This is a genomic window from Actinopolymorpha cephalotaxi (assembly GCF_013408535.1).
Taxonomy (GTDB): domain Bacteria; phylum Actinomycetota; class Actinomycetes; order Propionibacteriales; family Actinopolymorphaceae; genus Actinopolymorpha; species Actinopolymorpha cephalotaxi.
Genome location: NZ_JACBZA010000001.1, coordinates 6,291,888 through 6,312,479, shown reverse-complemented (window position 1 = coordinate 6,312,479; position 20,592 = coordinate 6,291,888). Strand labels below are relative to the sequence as shown.

At 69.7% G+C, this 20,592-nt stretch carries 16 protein-coding genes; 5 read left to right on the top strand and 11 right to left on the bottom strand.

The annotated features are described in order from the left end of the window. The first annotated feature begins 8 nt into the window (after positions 1–8). Positions 9–1,475 carry an alpha-N-arabinofuranosidase gene (locus tag FHR37_RS28100; protein WP_092890584.1) on the top strand — a complete coding sequence of 489 codons (1,467 nt, stop codon included), beginning with the start codon at positions 9–11 and terminating at the stop codon, positions 1,473–1,475. A gap of 136 nt (positions 1,476–1,611) precedes the next feature. Beyond that, a complete protein-coding gene (locus FHR37_RS28095) occupies positions 1,612–2,304 on the top strand; it encodes a hypothetical protein (protein ID WP_092890580.1) in 693 nt (230 codons plus the stop codon). A gap of 260 nt (positions 2,305–2,564) precedes the next feature. On the opposite strand, the gene katG is transcribed toward FHR37_RS28095, so the two are convergent. The 3 genes from katG to FHR37_RS28080 form a co-directional block, all read right to left on the bottom strand. Beyond that, the gene (gene katG / locus FHR37_RS28090) at positions 2,565–4,754 is read right to left on the bottom strand and encodes a catalase/peroxidase HPI (protein ID WP_092890577.1); all 2,190 of its coding nucleotides are present in this window, start codon (positions 4,752–4,754) and stop codon (positions 2,565–2,567) included. A gap of 24 nt (positions 4,755–4,778) precedes the next feature. Beyond that, the gene (locus tag FHR37_RS28085; RefSeq protein ID WP_175542859.1) at positions 4,779–5,213 is read right to left on the bottom strand and encodes a Fur family transcriptional regulator; all 435 of its coding nucleotides are present in this window, start codon (positions 5,211–5,213) and stop codon (positions 4,779–4,781) included. 211 nt (positions 5,214–5,424) lie between these two features. Beyond that, positions 5,425–6,033, bottom strand: coding sequence for a dihydrofolate reductase family protein (locus FHR37_RS28080; protein ID WP_092890572.1), 609 nt, complete (start codon positions 6,031–6,033; stop codon positions 5,425–5,427). A 153-nt stretch (positions 6,034–6,186) separates the two neighbouring features. Between FHR37_RS28080 and FHR37_RS28075 the strand changes: the two genes are divergently transcribed. Then, complete coding sequence (locus FHR37_RS28075; protein WP_092890569.1) at positions 6,187–6,813, top strand: hypothetical protein; 627 nt, start codon at positions 6,187–6,189, stop codon at positions 6,811–6,813. Between the two features lie 465 nt (positions 6,814–7,278). Here the strand turns inward: FHR37_RS28075 and FHR37_RS28070 are convergent, their stop codons facing one another. From FHR37_RS28070 to FHR37_RS28050, 5 genes are all read right to left on the bottom strand, one after another. Continuing rightward, positions 7,279–7,785, bottom strand: coding sequence for a DUF2716 domain-containing protein (locus FHR37_RS28070; protein WP_092890566.1), 507 nt, complete (start codon positions 7,783–7,785; stop codon positions 7,279–7,281). Between the two features lie 67 nt (positions 7,786–7,852). Then, positions 7,853–8,326, bottom strand: a complete 474-nt coding sequence (locus tag FHR37_RS28065) for a hypothetical protein (protein WP_092890563.1) — start codon at positions 8,324–8,326, stop codon at positions 7,853–7,855. A 116-nt stretch (positions 8,327–8,442) separates the two neighbouring features. Next, a complete protein-coding gene (locus FHR37_RS28060; RefSeq protein ID WP_202884572.1) occupies positions 8,443–8,988 on the bottom strand; it encodes a leucine-rich repeat domain-containing protein in 546 nt (181 codons plus the stop codon). A 69-nt stretch (positions 8,989–9,057) separates the two neighbouring features. Next, positions 9,058–9,324, bottom strand: a complete 267-nt coding sequence (locus FHR37_RS28055) for a DUF7660 family protein (RefSeq protein WP_092889556.1) — start codon at positions 9,322–9,324, stop codon at positions 9,058–9,060. 547 nt (positions 9,325–9,871) lie between these two features. Next, entirely contained in the window at positions 9,872–10,297 is a 426-nt protein-coding gene (locus FHR37_RS28050; protein WP_092889562.1) for a MarR family winged helix-turn-helix transcriptional regulator, read from the bottom strand. Between the two features lie 105 nt (positions 10,298–10,402). Here FHR37_RS28050 and FHR37_RS28045 point away from each other — a divergent pair, with 105 nt between their 5' ends. Next, on the top strand, positions 10,403–10,813 hold the full coding sequence (locus FHR37_RS28045; RefSeq protein WP_092889566.1) for a Cif family virulence factor: 411 nt from the start codon (positions 10,403–10,405) through the stop codon (positions 10,811–10,813). A 71-nt stretch (positions 10,814–10,884) separates the two neighbouring features. Here the strand turns inward: FHR37_RS28045 and FHR37_RS28040 are convergent, their stop codons facing one another. Together FHR37_RS28040 and FHR37_RS28035 are read right to left on the bottom strand one after the other, a co-directional pair. Continuing rightward, on the bottom strand, positions 10,885–16,419 hold the full coding sequence (locus tag FHR37_RS28040; protein WP_092889746.1) for an ATP-binding protein: 5,535 nt from the start codon (positions 16,417–16,419) through the stop codon (positions 10,885–10,887). A gap of 315 nt (positions 16,420–16,734) precedes the next feature. Beyond that, entirely contained in the window at positions 16,735–17,574 is an 840-nt protein-coding gene (locus FHR37_RS28035) for a sulfotransferase (protein WP_092889569.1), read from the bottom strand. Between the two features lie 205 nt (positions 17,575–17,779). Between FHR37_RS28035 and FHR37_RS28030 the strand changes: the two genes are divergently transcribed. Continuing rightward, positions 17,780–19,255: a polysaccharide pyruvyl transferase family protein gene (locus FHR37_RS28030; protein WP_092889572.1), complete on the top strand. Its 1,476-nt coding sequence runs from the start codon at positions 17,780–17,782 to the stop codon at positions 19,253–19,255. A gap of 59 nt (positions 19,256–19,314) precedes the next feature. Here FHR37_RS28030 and FHR37_RS28025 read toward each other — a convergent pair whose 3' ends face one another. Beyond that, positions 19,315–20,565, bottom strand: coding sequence for a macrolide family glycosyltransferase (locus FHR37_RS28025; protein WP_202818391.1), 1,251 nt, complete (start codon positions 20,563–20,565; stop codon positions 19,315–19,317). Between the last annotated feature and the right edge of the window lie 27 nt (positions 20,566–20,592).

Below are 20,592 nucleotides of genomic sequence, written 5' to 3'. Positions count from 1 at the left end.
GAGGATCGGTGACATCGATCAGGATCGACCTCGACCGCACCCTCGGCAACGTCGACCGGCGCATCTTCGGTGGCTTCGTCGAGCATCTCGGACGTTGTGTCTACGGTGGCATCTACGAGGAGGGTTCACCGCTCTCCGACGGCAACGGCTTCCGGCGTGACGTCCTCGGGGCGGCCAAGGACCTCCGAATGCCTCTGTTGCGTTGGCCCGGCGGCAACTTCGTCAGCGGTTACCACTGGGCGGACGGCATCGGCCCGCGAGGCGAGCGGCCGCGCCGGCCCGACCTGGCGTGGAACACCGTCGAGCCGAACCACTTCGGCACCGACGAGTTCATGACGTACTGCCGCGAGCTCGGCACCGAGCCCTACCTCTGCCTCAACATGGGGACCGGCACGCTCGACGAGGCCCTCGCCTGGGTGGAGTACTGCAACGGCTCCGGAGACACCTACTGGGCCGACCGCCGGAGACAGAACGGCCGCGAGGAGCCGTACGCCGTCCGCTACTGGGGTCTCGGCAACGAGATGTGGGGCGACTGGCAGATCGGCAGCCTGTCCGCCGAGGAGTACGTCGCGAAGGCCGTGCGCTGGGCGAAGGCGCTGCGCCGGCTCGATCCGGAGATCGTGCTCGTCTCCTGTGGACAGGACGGCTGGTCGGAGTGGGACCGGATCGTCATCGACGGCCTGGTGAAGCACGTCGACTTCCACAGCATCCACATCTACACCGGGTCCGACGACTACTGGACCAACGTGCTCGAACCCCACCAGGTCGAGCGTGCGCTGCGGACCTGCCAGACGTTGATCGACCGGGCACGCCACCTGCAGCAGGTCGACCGGCCCGTGCACGTGGCCTACGACGAGTGGAACGTCTGGTTCGCCGGCCGCGCCAACCGGGACGAGCACTACTCCCTGGCGGACGCGCTCGCGGTGGCGACGTACCTCAACGCGTTCGTACGACAGTGCCAGTCGGTGCGGATCGCCAACCTCGCGCAGATGGTCAACGTCATCGCGCCGATCTTCACCGACGAGAACGGCCTGTTCCTGCAGACGATCTACCACCCACTGCGGCTGGCGGCCGAGCACACCCAGGACGTCGCGCTGGACGTACACGTCGACTGCGACACGGTTGAGCACACCGACGCACGCGACGCCGCGCACCGCATCGCCGACCTGGGACCATTCCCACTGCTGGACGTGGCGGCCACCCGCGACTCCGACCGGAGCCGGGTCGTGGTCTCGGTCGTCAACCGGTCACTCGACGAGCCCGTCAAGGCGACGCTGGAGGTCGCGGACGCCGCGCCGTCCGGGCGGGTGGTCGCCCGGGTCGTCACCGGTGACGACGTGGACCTCCGCAACTCCTTCGACCGGCCCGACGCGGTGACGGTCACCGAGCACACCAGCACCGGCTCGGGCCTTGTGCAGTACGAGTTCCCGCCGCACTCCTACACCCAGCTCGACATCATGATCGGAGCGCAGTAGCGAACGAACCACCAGGTGCCGGCAGCCCAGGTACCCCCACGGGGGGACACCGAGGTCCCACCGTCGGAGGTTTCCGGCCGCGGGCGGGCGTTCGTACGGTGATGGCGCGTCGAACTCCACCTCGGGAGGTCCGGTCATGTCCTTCGCTCTCGCCGCCACCGCCACCACCGCCGCCACCTCAACGTCCTCTCGTCCACAGCGCCTGCTCCACCGACTCACCGCGGCGTCGGTCGTCGGTGGCCCGCTGTGCTTCTGGCTCGGCGGTCTGCTGGCACCGCCGTCGATGCACACCGACGGCGGGCAGACCGTCGCCGCGAACCTGGCCGCCGACCCTGCCACCAACACCGCACACCTGATCGCGTTCTTCGCCGCGAGCTTTCTGCTTCCGGTGAGCATCGTCGGACTCGCCCGGCTGTCCTGGGCGCGTACGCCGTGGCTGTCCGCCCTCGGCGGGCTGGCCGGCGTCGTCGGGTGGATCCCGCTCTCGGCCCTGACCGCGCTCGACGCCGCCGCGGTCGCCATGGCCCGGATGCCCGGCAGCTCTTCCTACGGCAGGCTGTACGACGCGTTCGCGTACGGACCGCTGATGAACGCGTACCTGATCGTCTACATCGTCGGCCACCTGGCGGCGTACGTCCTGCTCGGGATCGCACTGCGGCGGGCCAGGGTCGTTCCGGCATGGGCGGCCTGGGCGATGGTCGCCAGCAGCCCACTGACGATGGCGATGTTCGTCCTCCCGGGCAACCCGGTCGCGGTCGGCGCCGTCGCCATCGGGCTGCTCGTGGCCGGCAGCGTCCCCGCCGCCCGAGCACTGTGGACCACCAGCTAAGGCATGTTGCTGGCCGACGGCTTGGTAGCCGCGACGCGACGTGACCTGCCCGCGCGAGCGAAGCGTGAACGTTCCGGGTGGTCAGAACCCCCACGAAACTTCACGCTTGCGGCTCGGTCCGATCGTTTTCGTTGAAGCGTGGAGGCTTACGGGGCCTATAACCCCCCTAAGTCTCCACACTTCAACGACGACAGAGGTCCAGGCCGGCCGATGATCCGGCCGACCTGGACCTCTCTGCAACGCCTTGTTCTGGTCGGAGATCAGCGCAGCTCGAACCGGTCGAGGTTCATGACCTTGTCCCAGGCCGCCACGAAGTCACGGGCGAACTTCTCCTTGGCGTCGTCGGCCGCGTAGACCTCGGAGATGCCACGGAGCTGGGCGTTGGCGCCGAAGATGAGGTCGACGGCGGTGGCCGTCCACTTGACCTCACCGGTGGCGCGGTCCCTGCCCTCGTAGACGTTCTCCGCCGACTCCGACGGCTTCCACTCGGTGGCCATGGTGAGCAGGTTGGCGAAGAAGTCGTTCGTCAGCACACCAGGCCGGTCGGTGAGGACGCCGTGCCGGGTCTGCCCGTGGTTGGCGTTCAGCGCCCGCAGACCGCCGACCAGAACAGCCATCTCCGGCGGGCTGAGGTTCAGCATGTACGCCCGCTCGAGCAACAGCGTCTCCGGCGACAACTTCTCGCCCTCGCGCAGGTAGTTGCGGAACCCGTCGGCCTTCGGCTCCAGTACGGAGAACGACTCCACGTCGGTCTCCTCCTGCGAGGCGTCGGTACGCCCGGGCGCGAACGGCACCGTGATGTCGTAGCCGGCGTTCTTCGCCGCCTTCTCGACAGCCGCGGAGCCACCCAGGACGATCAGGTCGGCCAGCGAGATCTTCTTGCCACCGGACTGCGCGCTGTTGAAGTCCTGCTGGATCTGTTCGAGAACCGGCAGCACCTTGGACAGCTCGGCCGGGCTGTTGACCTCCCAGTCCTTCTGCGGCGCGAGGCGAAGGCGGCCGCCGTTGGCGCCGCCGCGCTTGTCGGTGCCGCGGAAGCTGGCCGCCGCCGACCACGCGGTGGAGACCAGCTGGGAGGTGGACAGGCCGGAGTCGAGGAGCTTCGCCTTGAGCGCGGCGATGTCGTCGGCGCCGACCAGCTCGTGGTCGACCGCGGGCACCGGGTCCTGCCACAGCTGCGGCTCGGCCACCCACGGGCCGAGGTAACGCGAGACCGGGCCCATGTCACGGTGCAGCAGCTTGTACCAGGCCTTGGCGAACGCGAGCGCGAACTCCTCGGGGTTCTCCAGGAACCGGCGGGAGATCCGCTCGTACACCGGGTCGAACCGCAGCGCCAGGTCGGTGGTCAGCATCGTCGGGCGACGCTTCTTCGACGGGTCGTGCGGGTCCGGGATGGTCGCCTCGGCGTCCTTCGCGACCCACTGGTGCGCGCCGGCCGGGCTCTGCGAGAGCTCCCACTCGAACTCGAAGAGGTTCTTGAAGAACCCCATGCTCCACTTGGTCGGCGTGCTGGTCCAGACGACCTCGAGGCCGCTGGTGATCGCGTCCCCGCCCTTGCCGGTGCCGTAGGTGCTCTTCCACCCCAGGCCCTGCTGCTCGATGGGCGCCGCCTCCGGCTCGGGGCCGACGCTGTCGGCGGGGCCCGCGCCGTGGGTCTTGCCGAACGAGTGACCGCCGGCGATCAGCGCGACCGTCTCCTCGTCGTTCATCGCCATCCGGGCGAACGTCTCGCGGATGTCCCTGGCGGCCGCGATCGGGTCCGGGTTGCTGTTCGGGCCCTCGGGGTTGACGTAGATCAGGCCCATCTGGACCGCGCCCAGCGCGCCGGACAGCTCCCGGTCGCCGCTGTAGCGCTCGTCGCCGAGCCAGGTGTCCTCTGGACCCCAGAAGATCTCCTCGGGCGCGTAGATGTCCTCACGCCCGAAGCCGAACCCGAACGTCTTGAAACCCATCGACTCCAGGGCGCAGTTGCCGGTGAAGACCAGCAGGTCGGCCCAGGAGATCTTGCGGCCGTACTTCTGCTTCACCGGCCACAGCAGCCGGCGGGCCTTGTCCAGGCTGGCGTTGTCGGGCCAGCTGTTGAGCGGCGCGAACCGCTGGGCGCCGGCGCCGCCACCGCCGCGACCGTCGGCGATGCGGTAGGTGCCCGCGGAGTGCCAACTCATCCGGATGAACAGCGGGCCGTAGTGGCCGTAGTCCGCGGGCCACCAGTCCTGGGAGTTCGTCATCACCTCGACGACGTCCCGCTTGAGCTCCTCGAGGTCGAGGGTCTTGAACTCCTCCGCGTAGTCGAAGTCCGGGCCCATCGGGCTGGTGCGTTCCGAGTTCGGCGCCAGAACCTTCAGGTCCAGCGCGTCGGGCCACCAGTCCTGGATCGTCCTCGGCCGGTCCGTCTTCGGAGTCGGGGAGGGGATTGCTGGGTTCTCACTCTCGCTGGCATGGTCAGACACGTCTGTCCTTCTCCCGTCTCGCTGTCACTTTGCGCCGGCTGCTTGCTGGTCGCCTTGCTGGTTGCTGATCGCCACACACTCAGGACATCTGCCCCAGTAGATGACCTCGGCCTCGTCGATCTCGTACCCCGAGTCGTCGGCCGCCGTCAGGCAGGGCGTCTCGCCCACCGCGCAGTCGACGTCGGCGATGGCGCCGCACGACCGGCAGACGATGTGGTGGTGGTTGTCGCCCACCCTCGCCTCGTATCGCGCCACCGAGCCGAGCGGCTGGATGCGGCGCACCAGGCCCACGGCGGTGAGCGCGTGGAGTACGTCGTAGACGGCCTGGTGGGAGACGACGCCGAGGTTCTTCCGTACGGCACCGATGATCGAGTCGGTGTCGGCGTGCGGAAGGTCGTGCACCGCGGACAGCACCGCCACCCGCGGACGCGTCACCCGGAGGGCGGCGTCGCGGAGCATGCGCTCGAAGTCCGCGGGGGTCGGCACGTGGCCGAGTCTGGCGGATTCTCTTGAATCAATCAAGTCTTGGTCGCCGATTGGGGACTTTCGGCCCGGATCGCGCACGGGAGTCTGCCCGGATCGCGCACGGGAGTATGCCGGGGAGTACGCACAGCGACCGGCCGGGACGTCCGTACTTCTCGACGTCCCGGCCGGCCACGGTCCTGCTTCGTCAGTCCTGGGGCAGCTGCGTCTTCGCGTCCTCGTAGGTGCCCTCGGGAGCGGAGTCGTCGTTGGTGTAGACGAGGTGGAGTACGCCCGTGCTGAACGTCGTCGACGACAGCAGCCGCAGCGGGAGCGGGGTGTCCGCGTCCTCGAACAGCCGCGCGCCCTTGCGGACCGCGATCGGGTGGACCAGCAGGTGCAGCTCGTCGAGGAGGCCGGCGGCCAGCAGTTGGCGTACGACGGAGACCGACCCGCTCATCCCGATGTCGCCGCCCGGCTCGTTCTTCAGCGCGGTGACGGCCTCGACCAGCTCGCCCTTCAGCACCTCGGAGTTGCGCCAGGTGAAGTCGAGGTCCTGCCGGGACACGACGACCTTGCGCGCGTCGCCGAGCTTCTTGGCGAACGGTGCGTCCTCCCCGCCGGCCTCCTCGCGGTCCGGCCACGCGCCGGCGAAGCTGTCGTAGGTCACCCGGCCGATCAGCAGCGTGTCGGAGGCGCCGAGCTGGGCGTCGACGGCGGCGCCCATCTCGTCGTTGAAGTACGGGAAGTGCCAGTCCTGCGGGTCCTCGATGACCCCGTCCAGCGAGATGAACAGACCAGCGGTGATCTTCCGCATCGAAGTGCTCCTTGATCGTGGTGCCGCGAGAGTGGATGTACGCGGTGTTCGGGTGTACGCCCAGTCTGACCGCACCCGCGGCCCGAACTCATCGGCGTTCTGCCCCTTCTTCGAACGAGGAGCGGCGGGATCGACATCACCGAGAATGACGGCATGACGACCGAGCCGACCCCGTGCCGGGCCTCCGAGCTCGTCGGCCGCCTTCGGGCGTTCGATGCCGGCCCGGCAACTCTGGAATCACTGCAGAGCGTCGTCACCGAGCTGTGCTGCCAGTACTCCTACCGCGACGCCCGCGACCTCCGCACCGACGCGCTCCACTGGCTCGGCCACCTGCGCCGCATCCTCCGCGAACCGGTCGGACTGCGCGCCCACACCGAACTCCTCATCGTCGCCGGATGGCTCGCGTTGCTGATCGGTTGCCTGGAGTACGACCTGGGCATCCGTTCGGCGGCCGAGGTCTCCCGTCGTACCGCGCGCCGGTTCGGCGAGGAGGCGGGGCACGGCGAGATCGTCGCCTGGACGTACGAGATGACAGCAGAGGGCTCACTTACAGCGCCGCCGCTCGCCGCGTCAGCAGTCACGCTCACCAAGCTGTCGGCAGCTCCAGCACTTCGAGACTCCCGAGCGCGGGCGGACGGGGCCTCTTGCATCGTCCTGGATGCAGCCCTTGAGAGCCTGGGCGAAGAACCGAGACGCGAAGTCACGCCCGAGGACCTCGAGGCATTCGCCCAGTTGCTTGCGTTCGCGAGCCGACTCCGAGATGCATTGGTCGCGACCTGAGCCGTGGCGAAACGTCAGCGAGTACTGGCACAGCTCCGTCAAGCATCTACTGCGTCAAAGACAGGGGCCGACTCGTCTGGGTGGCCGACACCCGACGGTCGTACGCCGGGTGATGTGCGACAGAGCGAGAGCGCGGATAGCGGCATGTGGGTGGGTCCCGTGGACGCTACGTGGGGCAGGCTTGTCACGTGATCGAATGCCCGGTCTGCGGTTCACGAGAACTGACAGCACCGCCGTACGCCATCTGGCCGCCGCCGGCCGGTGTGGACCTCGTACCCCCGTACGAAGTCGCGTTGGGGTCTCCCTCGTATGAGGTCTGCCCCAACTGTGGCTTTGAGTTCGGGAATGACGACAACCCGGGGACTTCGGCTCCTGCTTCGTTCGATCAGTACCGCGCTGAATGGGAAGCAGAAGGCCGACGGCGCTTCAACGCGTGAGCGCGCGGAATGCGGCAGATCCGTACGTTTATGGGCTCTGCGTGTGCCGTGGTAGCCAGGTCAACAGTTCAGTCCCGAGGGTGCGCACCAACTCTTCACCCCAGACGGTCAGCGACTGCTGCCACGGGTGTCCGAACGTGCCCCACCGCAGGTCCGACGTGGTGTGGACGTAGTAGTCGCCGTTCGGGAACACCGGGACGGGCCATCCGACGTTCGCGAGAGCGTGCGCGGCCGGCGAGTAGCGGTATGGGGTGTGCTGCCAGTCCAGCGCGGTCAACTCCTCCTCGTCGGTGAACCAAACAAAGTTCCGGAGGGCGGCCGCAGTGATCGCCGCTTCACCGGACGCGAACCGAGCGCCCTCGTGAGCAAAGACAGGAGCGAGGTCGATCACAACACAGCCGTCGGGCAGCCGGATGGCAGGCACAGCACGTTCGTAGTAGTCCGGCTTGAAGTCGAAGCGAGCGTCGAACCCCGCCCACGCTTCGGCGTATTCAATCGGCCGCCAGACCCCTTCGACCCGGAATCCTTCACTCATGGGCAGAGGCTAGTTTGGCGCGACCCTGGACGCCTGAACTTTCCTATCGGCGGCGGAAGCGGACGTTTCAGGGGCTCGTTCCCTGCCGAACCTGCACCATGGCCTCGTCCGCCCACTCCAACGCTGATTGGGGAGGCGGTAACTCGACTCCCGCCACTCCGCCGTGTGCGTTGAACTCGGCACGCAGGGAAGCCATGAGAGCTGCTCCGCGCTTCCAAACCTCGGGCGAGTTGTCGGGGTCATCGAGGCCGAGGCCCAGTACAAGGTCCCCTTCCTCCGTGATCGTGATGATTGCCTCGTAGTGGTGCTTCGCGCCCAGGTACAGGGTCAAGCCTCTGTCCCGTGGTGGCTGTCTGCGGAGATCGACGAGGCCCTCCTGATCGCCTGGACTCGGCGCCTCCTGAACGTACGTGCGCACGAACGCGCCGAAGCGCGGCTCCCTGGGACTATGGCCATCGACGTAGCTGTCGATAAAGCGCGCGAGCACGCCGGGCCGGTCCTCCGTGTGGACCCAGACGTAGACGTCGAAGCAGGGTGGCACGTGAGCAATGTAGCGATCTCGCGGCCACTCAGTCGGACTATCGGTACGCATCGACCGCCGTGGCCAACGTCCTCAATTCGGCACGATCGGGCGCGGATCGCGGCACAGAGTGGGTATCAGCTCCAGTCAGCAACGCCAGGGGACGGGGCAATGGCATCGGTCACGCCGGTTGCCATGTAGAAGCGCCGGGGCTCCTCTGCGGGGTACTTCGAGGCCCGCAGGCTGACCAGCTCGGGTGCGCTCTCCAGTTCCTGCAAGGACCTGCTCGCAGGTTGGATCCCAAACAGTTCCAGGTGCTTCAACCCGGGCAGGTTCGCCAGTGGTTGCAGGGAATCGACGACGGTCACCTTCCCCGATGAGTCCCAGCCGGGTGACGTAGCCAGCCGGACGGTGCGCAGATGCCTCAGCCCCTCCAGCGGCGCCAGGTCCCGCACGTGTGGCATATGCAGGAGCGAGAGGTACTCCAACCCTGCGAGCGCCGCTAGGGCTTGGACGTCTGAGTCCGGGTAGCTGGCGACCACGAGGGTGCGCAGGTTGGGGTACTGCTCCAGGGGAGCGAGTGACCAGTAGTTGCAGTGCCACACTCGCAGGGCGGTCACGTGGGCTGCATTTGCATCGGTGGGCAAGGCCTTGGCCTTGTCGCGCACCAGATCCCGGATCACGCGGCGAGCGTAGTGCCGATTACCGCTCATCGGCATGACCGCGGATCGCAGCATGAGCGAGCGGTCCCGCTACTCGTAGCCGGAGGCGGCAGCAATGCTCTCAGCGAACAACTGCCAAGTGGGCTCTTCCCTCTCTGTCTGATCGTTGACCCGTGCCAACGCGAACGCCGCGAGCCCGTCGAGGAAGTGCTCCAAGGTGCTGTTCGTCCACTCTGCAGCTCCTGTCTCTCGGTAGTCGTCCAGGACACGCAGTAGGTACTCGCCGAACTCATCGCGGGTCCTGATGCCCGACGGAATCTCGTCGGTTGGTCGGCCCGTCTCGTACCCGTCTGCCATGCCGAGATGCTGTCACGTCGCTGCGACCAATCAGCCGCTCATCGACCAGAGTTGGCGCGCGGATCGCGGCATGAGAGTGCGTCTAGGGAATCTCGGCTGTTCGGCGCCAGAACCTAGCCGCCGCCCAAGCGATGTCCTCCCGTTCGTTCCGGCCCAGGTCCGAGGCCTCGTCAATTGAATTCATCAAGTCGAGCAGAGTGGCATCGGATCCGCTTGCGTGAAGGGCCTTGAGCAGCCGCCCGTGGAGTTCGTCTGCATCGATCGACCGCGACTCATAGGCCGCGAGTATCGCTGCGACACGCTTCAGGACGGATAGCGAAGTCACGCGAGGAGAATACGTCCGACGCTCTGCACCCCGCCACAAGATTCGAACGTCCGCACATCGGCAGATCAGTGCATTCCAGATGTCGCACATCAGCTGGCGGATACGTGTCGCGCATCAGCCGACAGAGCACACTCGAGAAGCGTGAAGAGCGACGGGGGCTCTGACCACCGTTGCGCTCAACACTTCGGACAGCGCGGGGTCGACCTCCAACCGCCGCCGAGATCAGTCCGGGTCCTGGTCGGTGAGGTTGGCGAGCATCGCCTGGAGAAGAGCGGCGGCCTCGGCCGGGTCGACGCCCCGGGTCAGGTCCGCGGCGACGGCCTCGAAGACCGGCGGAAGCTTGGGGATCAGCGAACGTCCGGCTCTGGTGAGCTCGACCACGACGGCACGACGGTCGGCCGGGTCGGGTACGCGCCGGACGAGCTTCTTGGCTTCCAGCCGGTCGACGAGCCGGGTGATGCCGGCGGTGTCCGTGCCGAGCAGGTCAGCTAGCGCGCGCGGACTCGACTGCCCGGTGAAGACGTGGACGAGGAGGCCGGCCTGCTGCGACGTCAGGCCGAAGGCGGCGAAGCGCTGGTCCAGGGCGGTCCGTAGTTCGCGGGCGAGCCGGACGATGAGGCCCGTTGCCTGGACTCCGGGGCTGGGCATGACGCTCGCTCCTATAGTGATTGTCGTGACAGTTACTGTCGCGGCTGTTATCGTACGGCAGTCGGCGGCGACCGTCGCACACGCACTCGTTCACGCGGAGGACCAGTGACCACGCCTGCCCTGCACAAGGAACTTCGGGAGTTCTTCGAGCGGTTCGACATCGGCGGCGCCGACCTCTTTCACGAACAGTTCCTCAGCCTCGATCCGGCCAGGGCCACCGTCGTGACCCGCGACCAGCTGAGGGCCGTCCTTCCCAAGCGGGCCGAGATGTTCGGCTCCGTCGGCGCGTCCGGCAACCGGCTTCGTGATCTCGACATCCGTACGCTCGACGACCAGCACGTCCTCGTGGAGACGCACTGGGACGTGGAGTTCGGCGACCCGAACGCCGAGCCACTCACTCTGCACGCCACCTACCTGCTCCGCCGCGCCGGCGACGGGTGGAGCGTCGTCGTCTACCTGAACCACCAGGACATCGCCGGCATCCTCGCCAACCGCAGCCAACCAGCCGACGCCTGAGGCCGCCACGATTCTTCCGCGGAAGAATCGTTCGGCTCAGCCGGATTCTTCCGCGGAAGAATCCGGGCGGGTCAGCTCGAGGTGCCGAGGCCGCGTTCGATGGCCTCGATCAGCCGGGGCCGCAGCTCGGTCGCGCCGATCACCGCGTCGACCGAGCCGACCTCGACGGCCCGCTGGATGCTGTGCACCCGGTCGAACCCGGCCGCGACCTCGCCCAGCTTCTCGGCCCGGACGGCGGTGCGTACCTCCGCCAGTTCCGTCGCCAGCGCGGCGCGTTCGGCGCCGACCGCCGCGGACACCCGCGCGGCCAGGCCCGACACCCGGGAGTCGGCCGCCGTACGAGCGTCGACCTCCGCCGCGAACACCACCGCGGCGGCGGGCGCACCACCGAGCACCGACGCGAACGAGCCCTCCACCGCCAGCACGGTGAGGTTCGGGTTCAGCGCCTTGGAGAACACCACGAACGCCCCGCCGTGGTAGCGCGAGATCACCGCGAACACGATCGGACCGTCGAAGTTGACGACCGCCCGGCCGATCTCCGCGCCGTACTCCAACTGCAGGTTGCGCATCGAGTCCGGTGACCCGTCGAAGCCGGACAGGTTCGCCAGCACCACCAGCGGACGGTTCCCGCTGGCCGCGTTGATCGCCCTGGCCACCTTCTTCGACGACCGCGGGAACAGCGTGCCCGAGGTGTAGGTGTCCGGTCCGTCGGTGGGCGGGAATCCCCTGCGGGGCACGGACTTCGACTCGATCCCGAGCAGACAGACGGGGTACCCGCCGAGCCGGGCGTCCTGCACCACGGCGGTGTCGGCGTCGGCCATCCCGGCCCAGCGTTCGAGCACCGGGTGGTCCAGGTCGGCCACCGCGCGCATCACCGTACGAATGTCGAACGGCTTCTTGCGGCCGGGGTTGGTTTCCGAGGAGAAGATGTCGCCGACCGTACGGAAGTCGCTGCCCGGCGCGTCGTGCGGATACGTCGTGACGTCCCGGTCCACCGGGTCGGACGTGTGCGACCGCCTCGGCCCGGACTCGCCCGGGACGACGTAGGTGTGGTCGTAGTGCGACATCAGCACGTCGCGGGCGCTCTTCAGGTCCGGCGCCCAGTACTGCGCCTGGCCGTTCGGGCCCATCACCCGGTCGTAGCCGCCGATGCCGTAGTTGTCCTCCGCGGACACCCCGCCGGAGAAGTCCAGCGACTGCTTGCCGGTGAGCACCATCGCGCTGTCCGGCGTCATCACCAGGATGCCCTTGGTGTGCATCAGCATCGTCGCCTCGGCGTTCCAGTACGGCTGGGCACCGACGTTGATGCCGGCCACGACGACGTTGATCTCACCGCCCGCCTGGGTGAACTCGACGATCCGCTTCAGCGCCGCCGCGATCCAGTCCATGTTCTCGGTGCCGGAGTCCATCGAGATGCGCGCACCGGCCGACAGCGCGTACCACTCGATCGGCACCCCCATCCGCTCGGCCAGGTCGAGCGCGGCGATGATCCGCATGCACTCGGCCTCGGCCAGGGCACCGAGCGCCTTGGTCGGGTCGCCGCTGAGCACCACCCGGGTGACGCCCTCGGGGCAGCGCGCCGTCGGCGTGCTGATCACCCCGACGATGATCGCCGCCTTGTTCAGGCCGCGCGGCCGGTCGACCGGCATGAGGACGCCTGCGTCGTCCAGGTCGTACTCCACCCCCGAGCCGCCGGGGCCGGCCACCATGTCGGTCAGCTCGTACGGGTAGACGGTGTTGCGGCGGCGGGAACGCAGGACCTTCTGGGCGTAGTCGTCGAGCGGTTCGAGCCGCTCGGTGGTCCGCTCCTCCACGGAGGTGACCACCCCGGAGCCCGGCTGGTAGAAGAACCGTGCCGTCACCGGCGCGACTGTGCCGTCCGGGCGCTCGACCCGTCCCTGCGCCAGCACCTCCTCGATGCCCGCGCCGACCGTGAGCGGCGCGATGTTGCGCTGCAGCGCGGTCAGCTCCTCGACCTGCACGTCGACGACCGGCCAGATGTGCACCCAGACGTGGTTCATGTCCAGGCGGGCGCCGGCCGTACCCCGTGCGCTGCGGTCCCGGCGGATCGCCTCCAGGCAGTTCGAGATCGCCCGCTCCACGTGCGGCAGCGACGTCACCTGGCCGTTCTCGTCGCGTACGACGGCGAACTGGCGCACCTGGGCCATCGCGACCAGCCGCTGGTCGGCGTCGTTGTTCCGCGCCACGCAGTGGTAGAGCAGCACGCCCTCGGGCGCTTCCAGGCGGTTTATCCGGAAGTCACGCAGCCGCCAGAGGTTCAGCCGCCGGCCCACCATGGGGTGCACACCGCGCACGTTGTCGTCCTCGACGACGGAGGCGCCGGCCGGACGGTACGTGAAGTACTCCACCGCCTTCTCGCCACCACGGGCGACAGCGAGGGTGATCCGGCGTACGCCACGACCCAGCGGCAGCGCGGCGACCAGCTCGCGCAACGCGTCCGCCGCCTCCTGCTGCACCTCCGGGGTCTCCGGCCCGAACAGGTAGAGGTCGACCACCGCCTCGTGCCCGGCGGGCCGGGCGACGACCTGGGCGGTGAGGGCCCGGACCAGAGCGCCATCGGGGTCGGCGAGTTCGGCGACCGTGCCGACCGTGCTGACCAGGTGGGTGGGCCGGTCGTCCAGCGAGTAGTCGGCCGACGCGAACGGTCGCCCCTCCACGGCCAGCTCGCTCAGCCCGTGCAGCTCGTACTCGCGGTAGTGCCGGCGGATCAGCACCTCGAGCATCGGCTCCCACTCGGCCCAGCCGCGCTCCAGCCGCTGGACGAGGAACCCGACGATCTGCTCGGGGATGGCCGCCAGCGCCTCGATCCGCTGCTGCCGGTCGGGCGCGTCCGGGTCGGCCGCGAGCGAGTCGACCTCGGCGCCCACCCCGGCCACCACCTCGGCCCGCTCCTCGTCCACCAGCGGCTGGTCGAACCAGCGGAACCGCACGCTCCGGGCCAGGTCGCCGACGACCGGGAAACGCAGCTGGGTGGCGAGCACGAGGCGTTCCAGTACGTCGTGCACGCGGGCGTCCAGCGGGGCCGCCGGAAGCGGCTCGGTGCTCCACGCCTGCAGCAGTGCCGTGACCAGCAGCACGTCCAGCCTCGACCGCTGCTGGGCGAGGAAGACGCGGAACACCGCCTCGTCCAGCTCGGGGCTGCGCTCCAGGTCGGTCACGCCGTAGTGCCCGAGCACCCGGGCCAGCCGGGCGCGGAACTCCTCCGGCAGGCCGCCGCGCTCGGGGTCGAGACTCTGGAGGTACGTGTGGAAGTGCTCGCGGGGGCTGTGCACCCGGTGCTCGGTGCTGACCTCCTCGCCCACCGGCCGGTTGCGGCTCAGCTCGGCGAAGTCGGCGAACACCTGCAGCAGCTCGATCTCCGCCGACATCGGCGCCTGCCCGGCCGCCGCGAGCTCTGCCCTGGCGGTCAGGTAGCCGGCCAGCATCTGGCCCTCGTCCCGGGCGTCCACGTCGTAGCCGAGCAGCATGCTGCGCAGGTCGGCCAAGCCGCGTTCGGCGCGTTCCCCGGCGGACTTTCGTACGGTCTCCTCGGGCAGGTCCAGGTCGACGGCCGGCACCGCGGCGCCCGGCAGGCCCGCCGGTGCACCCTCCGCCCCCGCCGACGCGCCGTCGGCGACCGGCTCCAGCCGGATCAGCGGGGCACTGGTCTCGACCTGGCTTCCGGCGGAGACCAGGAGCTCCCGCACGGTGGCCCGGAACGGCGCGTACAGCACCGTCTCCATCTTCATGCTCTCCAGCACCAGCACCGGTGCGCCCGCCTCCACCTCGGCGCCCGGCGCCACCGGCGTCGCGACGACCAGGGCCGGCGCCGGTGAGCGCAGCACCCCGCCCTCGCCCCGGCTGACCCGGTGGGTGACGCCGTTCACCTCGACCAGGTGCACCGGGCCGTGGGTGGCGATGACCAGCCGGAACGTCCGCCCGTCCACGGTCAGCCGGGCGCCGTAGGTGCCGGACCGCTCCAGCTCGCCGTAGACGACGTGCTGCTCGTCGCCGTTGCCGACGCCGACCCGGAACCGGTGCGGGCCGATCTGCGCGACGGTGACGCGGTAGGCGACGCCGCGCAGCTCCAGGTCGATCGCCCGGCCGACCTCGTGCTGCACCTGCGGACGGCCGCCGTGCGCGGTCTCCAGCAGCCGCCGGAGCTCGACCTGCTTGGCCTCCTCGTACCCCTCGATCGCCGCCGCGACCAACCCGACGCCGGAGTGGCGGTGCGAGACCAGCCGGCCCTGCCCGCGTACGCGGTCGATCCAGGCGGTGTCCGCGCTGCCGTCGATCACCTCCGGCTGGTCCAGCAGCGCGAGGATGAAGCCCTTGTTGCTGACGCCGCCCTCGATGACCACCGTGGTGGCGCCCACCGCCCGGCGCAGCCGCGCCAGCGCCTCCTCGCGAGTCCGTCCGTAGGCGATGATCTTGGCGATCATCGAGTCGAACTCGGCCGGGATGGTGTCGCCGGCGCTGAAACCGGTGTCCACGCGTACGCCGGGACCGGCCGGCAGGTCGAGCAGCGCGATCCGGCCCGGCGACGGCGCGAAGTCACGGTCGGGGTCCTCGGCGTTCAGCCGCGCCTCGATCGCGTGCCCCGTCTCGGCCGGCCGCTCGCCCTCGAGCCTGCCGCCGGCGGCGATCCGGATCTGGGCCTTCACCAGGTCCAGGTCGGTGGTCAGCTCGGTGACCGGGTGCTCCACCTGCAGCCGGGTGTTGACCTCCAGGAACGACAGCAGCTCGTCCTGCGGGCGGTAGAGGAACTCGACCGTCCCGGCGCCGCGGTAGCCGACCGCCAGCGCGAGCCGCTCCGCCGCGCCCTTGATCTGGTCGGCCCGCTCCGCGGACAGCACCGGCGAGGCGGACTCCTCGATCACCTTCTGGTTGCGGCGCTGCACCGAACAGTCGCGCACCCCGAGCGCCCAGGCGGTGCCCTGACCGTCGGCGATCACCTGCACCTCGACGTGCCGCGCGCCGGTCACCAACTGCTCGAGGTAGACCACACCACTGCCGAACGAGCGCTCGGCCTCGTCGCGGGTCCGGTCGTACGCCTGCTTGAGGTCCTCGCCGGACATGATCACCCGGATGCCCCGGCCACCACCGCCGGCGGCCGCCTTGAGCATCAGCGGGTAGCCGATCCGGTCCGCCGCCTCGAGGGCGGCGTCCAGCGTCTCGACCGGGCCGCCGCTCCACCGGGAGACCGGAACGCCGACCTCCTCGGCCACCAGCTTGGAGGCGATCTTGTCGCCGAGCCGGCGCATCGCCTCCGGCGTCGGCCCGATGAAGGTGACGCCGAGGCGTTCGCAGAGCTCGGCGAACGCCGGGTGCTCCGCGACGAAGCCCCAGCCCACCCACGCGGCGTCGGCCCCGGTGTCACGGAGGGCGCGTTCGAGGACCGCGTGGTCGACGTAGGGCCGTGCGGACGCCGGACCCAGCGAGTAGGCGAGGTCTGCCTGGCGTACGAACGTCGCGGTCCGCTCGACGTCGGTGTAGAGCGCCACCGTCTCGATCGGCTCGCCACCCTCGGCGTTGAGCTCGCGTACGGCGTTGATCAGCCGCATCGCGGCCTCGCCGCGGTTCACGATTGCGATCCGCCTGAACACCGACCGGCCTCCCACACTCCGCCTGCGCTTCACGGCGCCGAACCCCGACAGGCCCCCGCCATCACGGCACAGGGTTTCAGACCCGGCGAGTTACCGTCGAGTCAACCTGACCCGCGCGGCATTGTCACCGCAACGTCGGCTGGCCGCCACGCACCGTGTCCGCGAAGGAAGGCCCTCCGCCGGCCGGGGCGGCGCGCCCACGGATGCAGACCCTACGGTCCACGGTCGGCGGGCGCCTCGGTGCCCACCGCGGCCGCTTCCGGGCCGGTGGACGGACCAGGCGGACGGACAATGCGGACGGACAATGCGGACGGGTCAGAACGAGTGCCGGACGGCCAGCGTGGCGGCCACCCGCTCCTCGTCGTACTCCTCACCCAGCCAGTCGAACAACCCCCGCAGCACCGAGGGATCCTCGACGTAGTCGTCGAAGTGCACGTGGTAGCCGCGCTCGCCTCGCGTGTCCACCGCCTCCCGCAGCCGCCCCTCGAGAAGGGCGAGGTCGGCCAGGGCGTTCGGCGCGTGGTTGTTCCACCTGCTGCGCGCGACGTCGACGAGGTTGCGGGTGTTCAGGATGAACCGCGCGCCGGGGAAGAGCGTCTCGACGAACCCGAGGTACTCCTCCGGAGGGGACTGCCACCAGCGGATCTCCTTGAATCCGGCGACGCGGGTCCCGGGCCCGGGGCGAAGCAGCGTCTCGGTCACCAACTGCCGCATCCGGGCGACGGCGAGCGCGGGCGGATACTCGTCGATCCCGTACCACGGGTGACGCGACGTCAGCGGCTCGTCACCGGCCCACTGCACGCGCGCGTCCAGAGCGGCCGAGTGGTACTCGAACAGCCGGTGCAGGACCCCGCCGTTCTCCCCGCGGATGCAGTACCCCGCTGTGCCGTCCAGCAGCGACATCAACAGAGTCGACCCGGATCGGCCGTACGTCACGACGAACAGGTACCGCAGCTCGGTCCCGCCGTCCGGGTCGGGCAGGGGCGGTACGGCACCGGCCGCACCGCTCCGAAGCGCGTCGAGGTGCAGGGTCAGCCGGTCGAGCTCGGCCTGCAGCAGTTCGGTCCGGCGGAGCAACAGGTCCCGGTGCCGGACGAGCCGGCCCAGACCGGGGACCGCGGCGGTCGCGGCCGTACGCAGAAAGCTGCTGCCCATCTCTCCCGTCTCTCCCGCCTGGGCCTCGTAGAACCCGGTTGCCGACCCGGATCCTCCCCATCCAGCGGGTTCCCACCCCGGCTCCTCCCGGTCGGGCCGCTGGACCTACGGGTGCGGGGGCGGCACCATAGGCCACTCGGCGCGAGCCGTGACCCAGACCACAGCCGCCCGGACACCCGTGTCCACTTCACGCCCAGGACCTGACGTGAAACACATCCTGATCCGCTCGGGCAAGAGCCCGCACCGTGTCGCCACCGCGGCCGAGTTCCTGCACCAGGACCTGATCGGCACCAACACCGGCAATCTGCTGTTCAGCGATTCGGTGCACAAGATGCTCGCGGTGCCGGACACCACGGTGACGTCCAACGGCATCCGTACCGACATCTCCCCCGAGCGGGCCGCCGAGATCAACGAGCGCTACGACGTCTTCGTCGTCCCCCTCGCCAACGCCTTCCGCCTCACCTTCCACGCCTCGCTGGACCGGCTGACCAGGCTGATCGAGCAGCTCACCATCCCGGTGGTCGTGGTCGGCGTCGGGGCGCAGGTCGGCGAGGACTACGACACCGGCTCGCTCGGCTCGATGAACGATTCCGTACGCCGGTTCGCCTCGGCTGTCCTGGACCGCTCCGCCTCGATCGGGGTACGCGGCGAGCTGACCGCGCGTTACCTGAAGTCGCTGGGTTTCGCGGACGTGGAGATCATCGGCTGCCCGTCGATGTTCCTCTACGGCGACACGTTCCCCGAGATCCGGGCCACCGAGGTCGGCCCGGATTCGCGGGTCGCGATCAACCTCTCCCCCGACGCCATCCCGGTGGGCGACGTGGAGGGCATCGTCCGGCACGCCTGGGAGCGCTATCCCCAGCTGACCTACTACGCGCAGAACACGGTCGACGGCGAGCTGCTGCTGTGGGGCGACACGACGCCGGAGTCGGGCATCTCCGACGACTTTCCCCGGCACCTCACCCACCGTCTGCTACGCGAGAACAAGATGCGCCTGCCGCTGGACCCGGCGACCTGGATCCGGGAGCTCCGCGAGTACGACTTCGCGTTCGGGACCCGGATCCACGGCAACGTCGCCGCGCTGCTGGCCGGCACGCCCGCGGTCGTCCTCACCCACGACTCGCGGACTCTGGAGCTGTGCCGGTACTTCGACCTTCCGTACCGCCCGCTGGCGGGGCTGCCCGCCGAGACCGACCCACGCGAGCTGTACGAGCAGGCCGACTTCTCCGCGATGATCAAGGGACACGCCGAACGCTTCGACCGGGTCGCCGCGTTCCTCGACCGCAACGGCCTGCGCAACACCTACACCCACGGCGACCGGGGCACCGCCTTCGACACCGAGCTCGCCGCCCTCGACCTGCCCGCGTCCCTCTCGGTCTGGGACGGAGGCGACGACGGCAACCTGCGCTACCGCGTCAGCCGGCTGCGGGAGCTGACCACGGCCACCGACACCAGAGCCCGGGACAACGACAGGAAGCTGCGCGGCCGCCTGACCGCCGCCGAACGCCGGGAGGCCGAGGCCGAGAAGCAGCTCGCCGCGGTCCGCGCGGAACTCGCGGCGGCCCGAAAGCAGCTGACCGCCCTGGAGCGCCGGACGAAGGGGATCGAGAAGCGGCTGATGGTCCGCCTCGGCCCGGCAGTGCGGCGGCGGATCCGCCGGATCAGCCGACGCGACTCCTGACCGGGCGTCACCTCAGCTGGTGGCCACGAACCGGGTCGTCCGCTTCCCTCATGCCGGTATCAGTGTGCCCCGTTGCGGCGCAGGAACTCCTCGACGAGGTCGGCGCCGGCCGCCGCCCTGCCACCGGAGCCGAAGCCGGCACCGAGCGCCCGGGCACGGTCACGCGCGGAGGAGTCGGTCAGCATGCGGTCGACGGCCGTGCGGAGCTCACCGGCCGGGACGGGCCGGTGGGACAGGTGCTGCCGCAGCACCACGGCGGCACCGCGCTCGGCGATGGTCCGGCCGATGATGAGCTGTTCGACCTGCTGCGGGACGACGACCAGCGGCACGCCGTACGCCAGGGCCTCCAGTGCGCTGTTCATCCCGCCGTGGGTGACGAAGACGGCTGCCCTGCGCAGAATCTCCAACTGGGGAACGGTTCCACGGACCAGCGTGTTGGCGGGCGGCGAGCCGAGTTCGGTGGGGTCGGTGGAGTGGCCGACCGCCAGGACGACCCGCGCGGGCAGGTCGGCGAGCGCCTTGAAGCACGTACGGAAGAACTCACCGGTGCCGGCGTGCAGCGTGCCCAGCGAGACCAGGACCACGGGGTCGGGACCGTCCAGGTGTGCGGCGAGTTCGGCGTCCACCTCCGCGCCACGCAAGCCGCTGTTGACAGTGCCGCCGGCGCTGACGGTGGGGCCGAGGAAGTGGCAGCGCTCGTCCGGGCGGGCGTTGTCCGGCTGGATCTCGCGCGGGATCGCGAACAACGTCAGGTCGCCGAACATCGGCAGCATCGGCGTACTCGGGACGACGTCGGTGCCGAACCGCCGCAGCACCCGGCGCCGTACGCGGACCGTCTGAGGGAAGTCGAGCAGCGTCAGCCGCAGGGTGTGGGCCCACTCCCGGGCGGTGAGGCCCTTGAAGTCCGCCGGGCCGAGCACCATGGTCGTCATGAAGGAGATCGTCGGCAGGCCGAGGCCGGCGGCGGTCACCCGCCCCCACAGGGCGTTGGAGTCGTAGGCCACCGCGTCCGGGCGTTCCCGCGCGAACTCCTCCCGCAGGAACGGCACCAGCGTCAGCGTCGCCTCCAGCACCCTTCCGACCACCCGGACCGAACTGCCCGACTGGGTGGCGGCCGCGATGTCGCGCGAGCTGATCGCACCGTCCGGATAGGCCCGGAACTTCGCACCGGCCCGCTCCACCGCGTCGGCGAACTCGGCGGTGGAGTAGTACGTGACGTCGACACCCCGGTCGACGAGTTCTCGCACCAACGGCAGGGTGGGGTTGACGTGCCCGGAGGCAGGCATCCCCGTCATCGCGACGTGACTCATCGGTCTCCGCTCCTCAGCCCCCTGGCG

What these genes read in the sequence shown, in the direction of transcription:
- FHR37_RS28095 (WP_092890580.1), top strand. Translation starts at nt 1,612, where the DNA reads ATGTCCTTCGCTCTCGCCGCCACCGCCACCACCGCCGCCACCTCAACG.
- FHR37_RS28085 (WP_175542859.1), bottom strand. Translation starts at nt 5,213, where the DNA reads ATGCTCCGCGACGCCGCCCTCCGGGTGACGCGTCCGCGGGTGGCGGTG.
- FHR37_RS28080 (WP_092890572.1), bottom strand. Translation starts at nt 6,033, where the DNA reads ATGCGGAAGATCACCGCTGGTCTGTTCATCTCGCTGGACGGGGTCATC.
- FHR37_RS28075 (WP_092890569.1), top strand. Translation starts at nt 6,187, where the DNA reads ATGACGACCGAGCCGACCCCGTGCCGGGCCTCCGAGCTCGTCGGCCGC.
- FHR37_RS28070 (WP_092890566.1), bottom strand. Translation starts at nt 7,785, where the DNA reads ATGAGTGAAGGATTCCGGGTCGAAGGGGTCTGGCGGCCGATTGAATAC.
- FHR37_RS28055 (WP_092889556.1), bottom strand. Translation starts at nt 9,324, where the DNA reads ATGGCAGACGGGTACGAGACGGGCCGACCAACCGACGAGATTCCGTCG.
- FHR37_RS28050 (WP_092889562.1), bottom strand. Translation starts at nt 10,297, where the DNA reads ATGCCCAGCCCCGGAGTCCAGGCAACGGGCCTCATCGTCCGGCTCGCC.
- FHR37_RS28035 (WP_092889569.1), bottom strand. Translation starts at nt 17,574, where the DNA reads ATGGGCAGCAGCTTTCTGCGTACGGCCGCGACCGCCGCGGTCCCCGGT.
- FHR37_RS28025 (WP_202818391.1), bottom strand. Translation starts at nt 20,565, where the DNA reads ATGAGTCACGTCGCGATGACGGGGATGCCTGCCTCCGGGCACGTCAAC.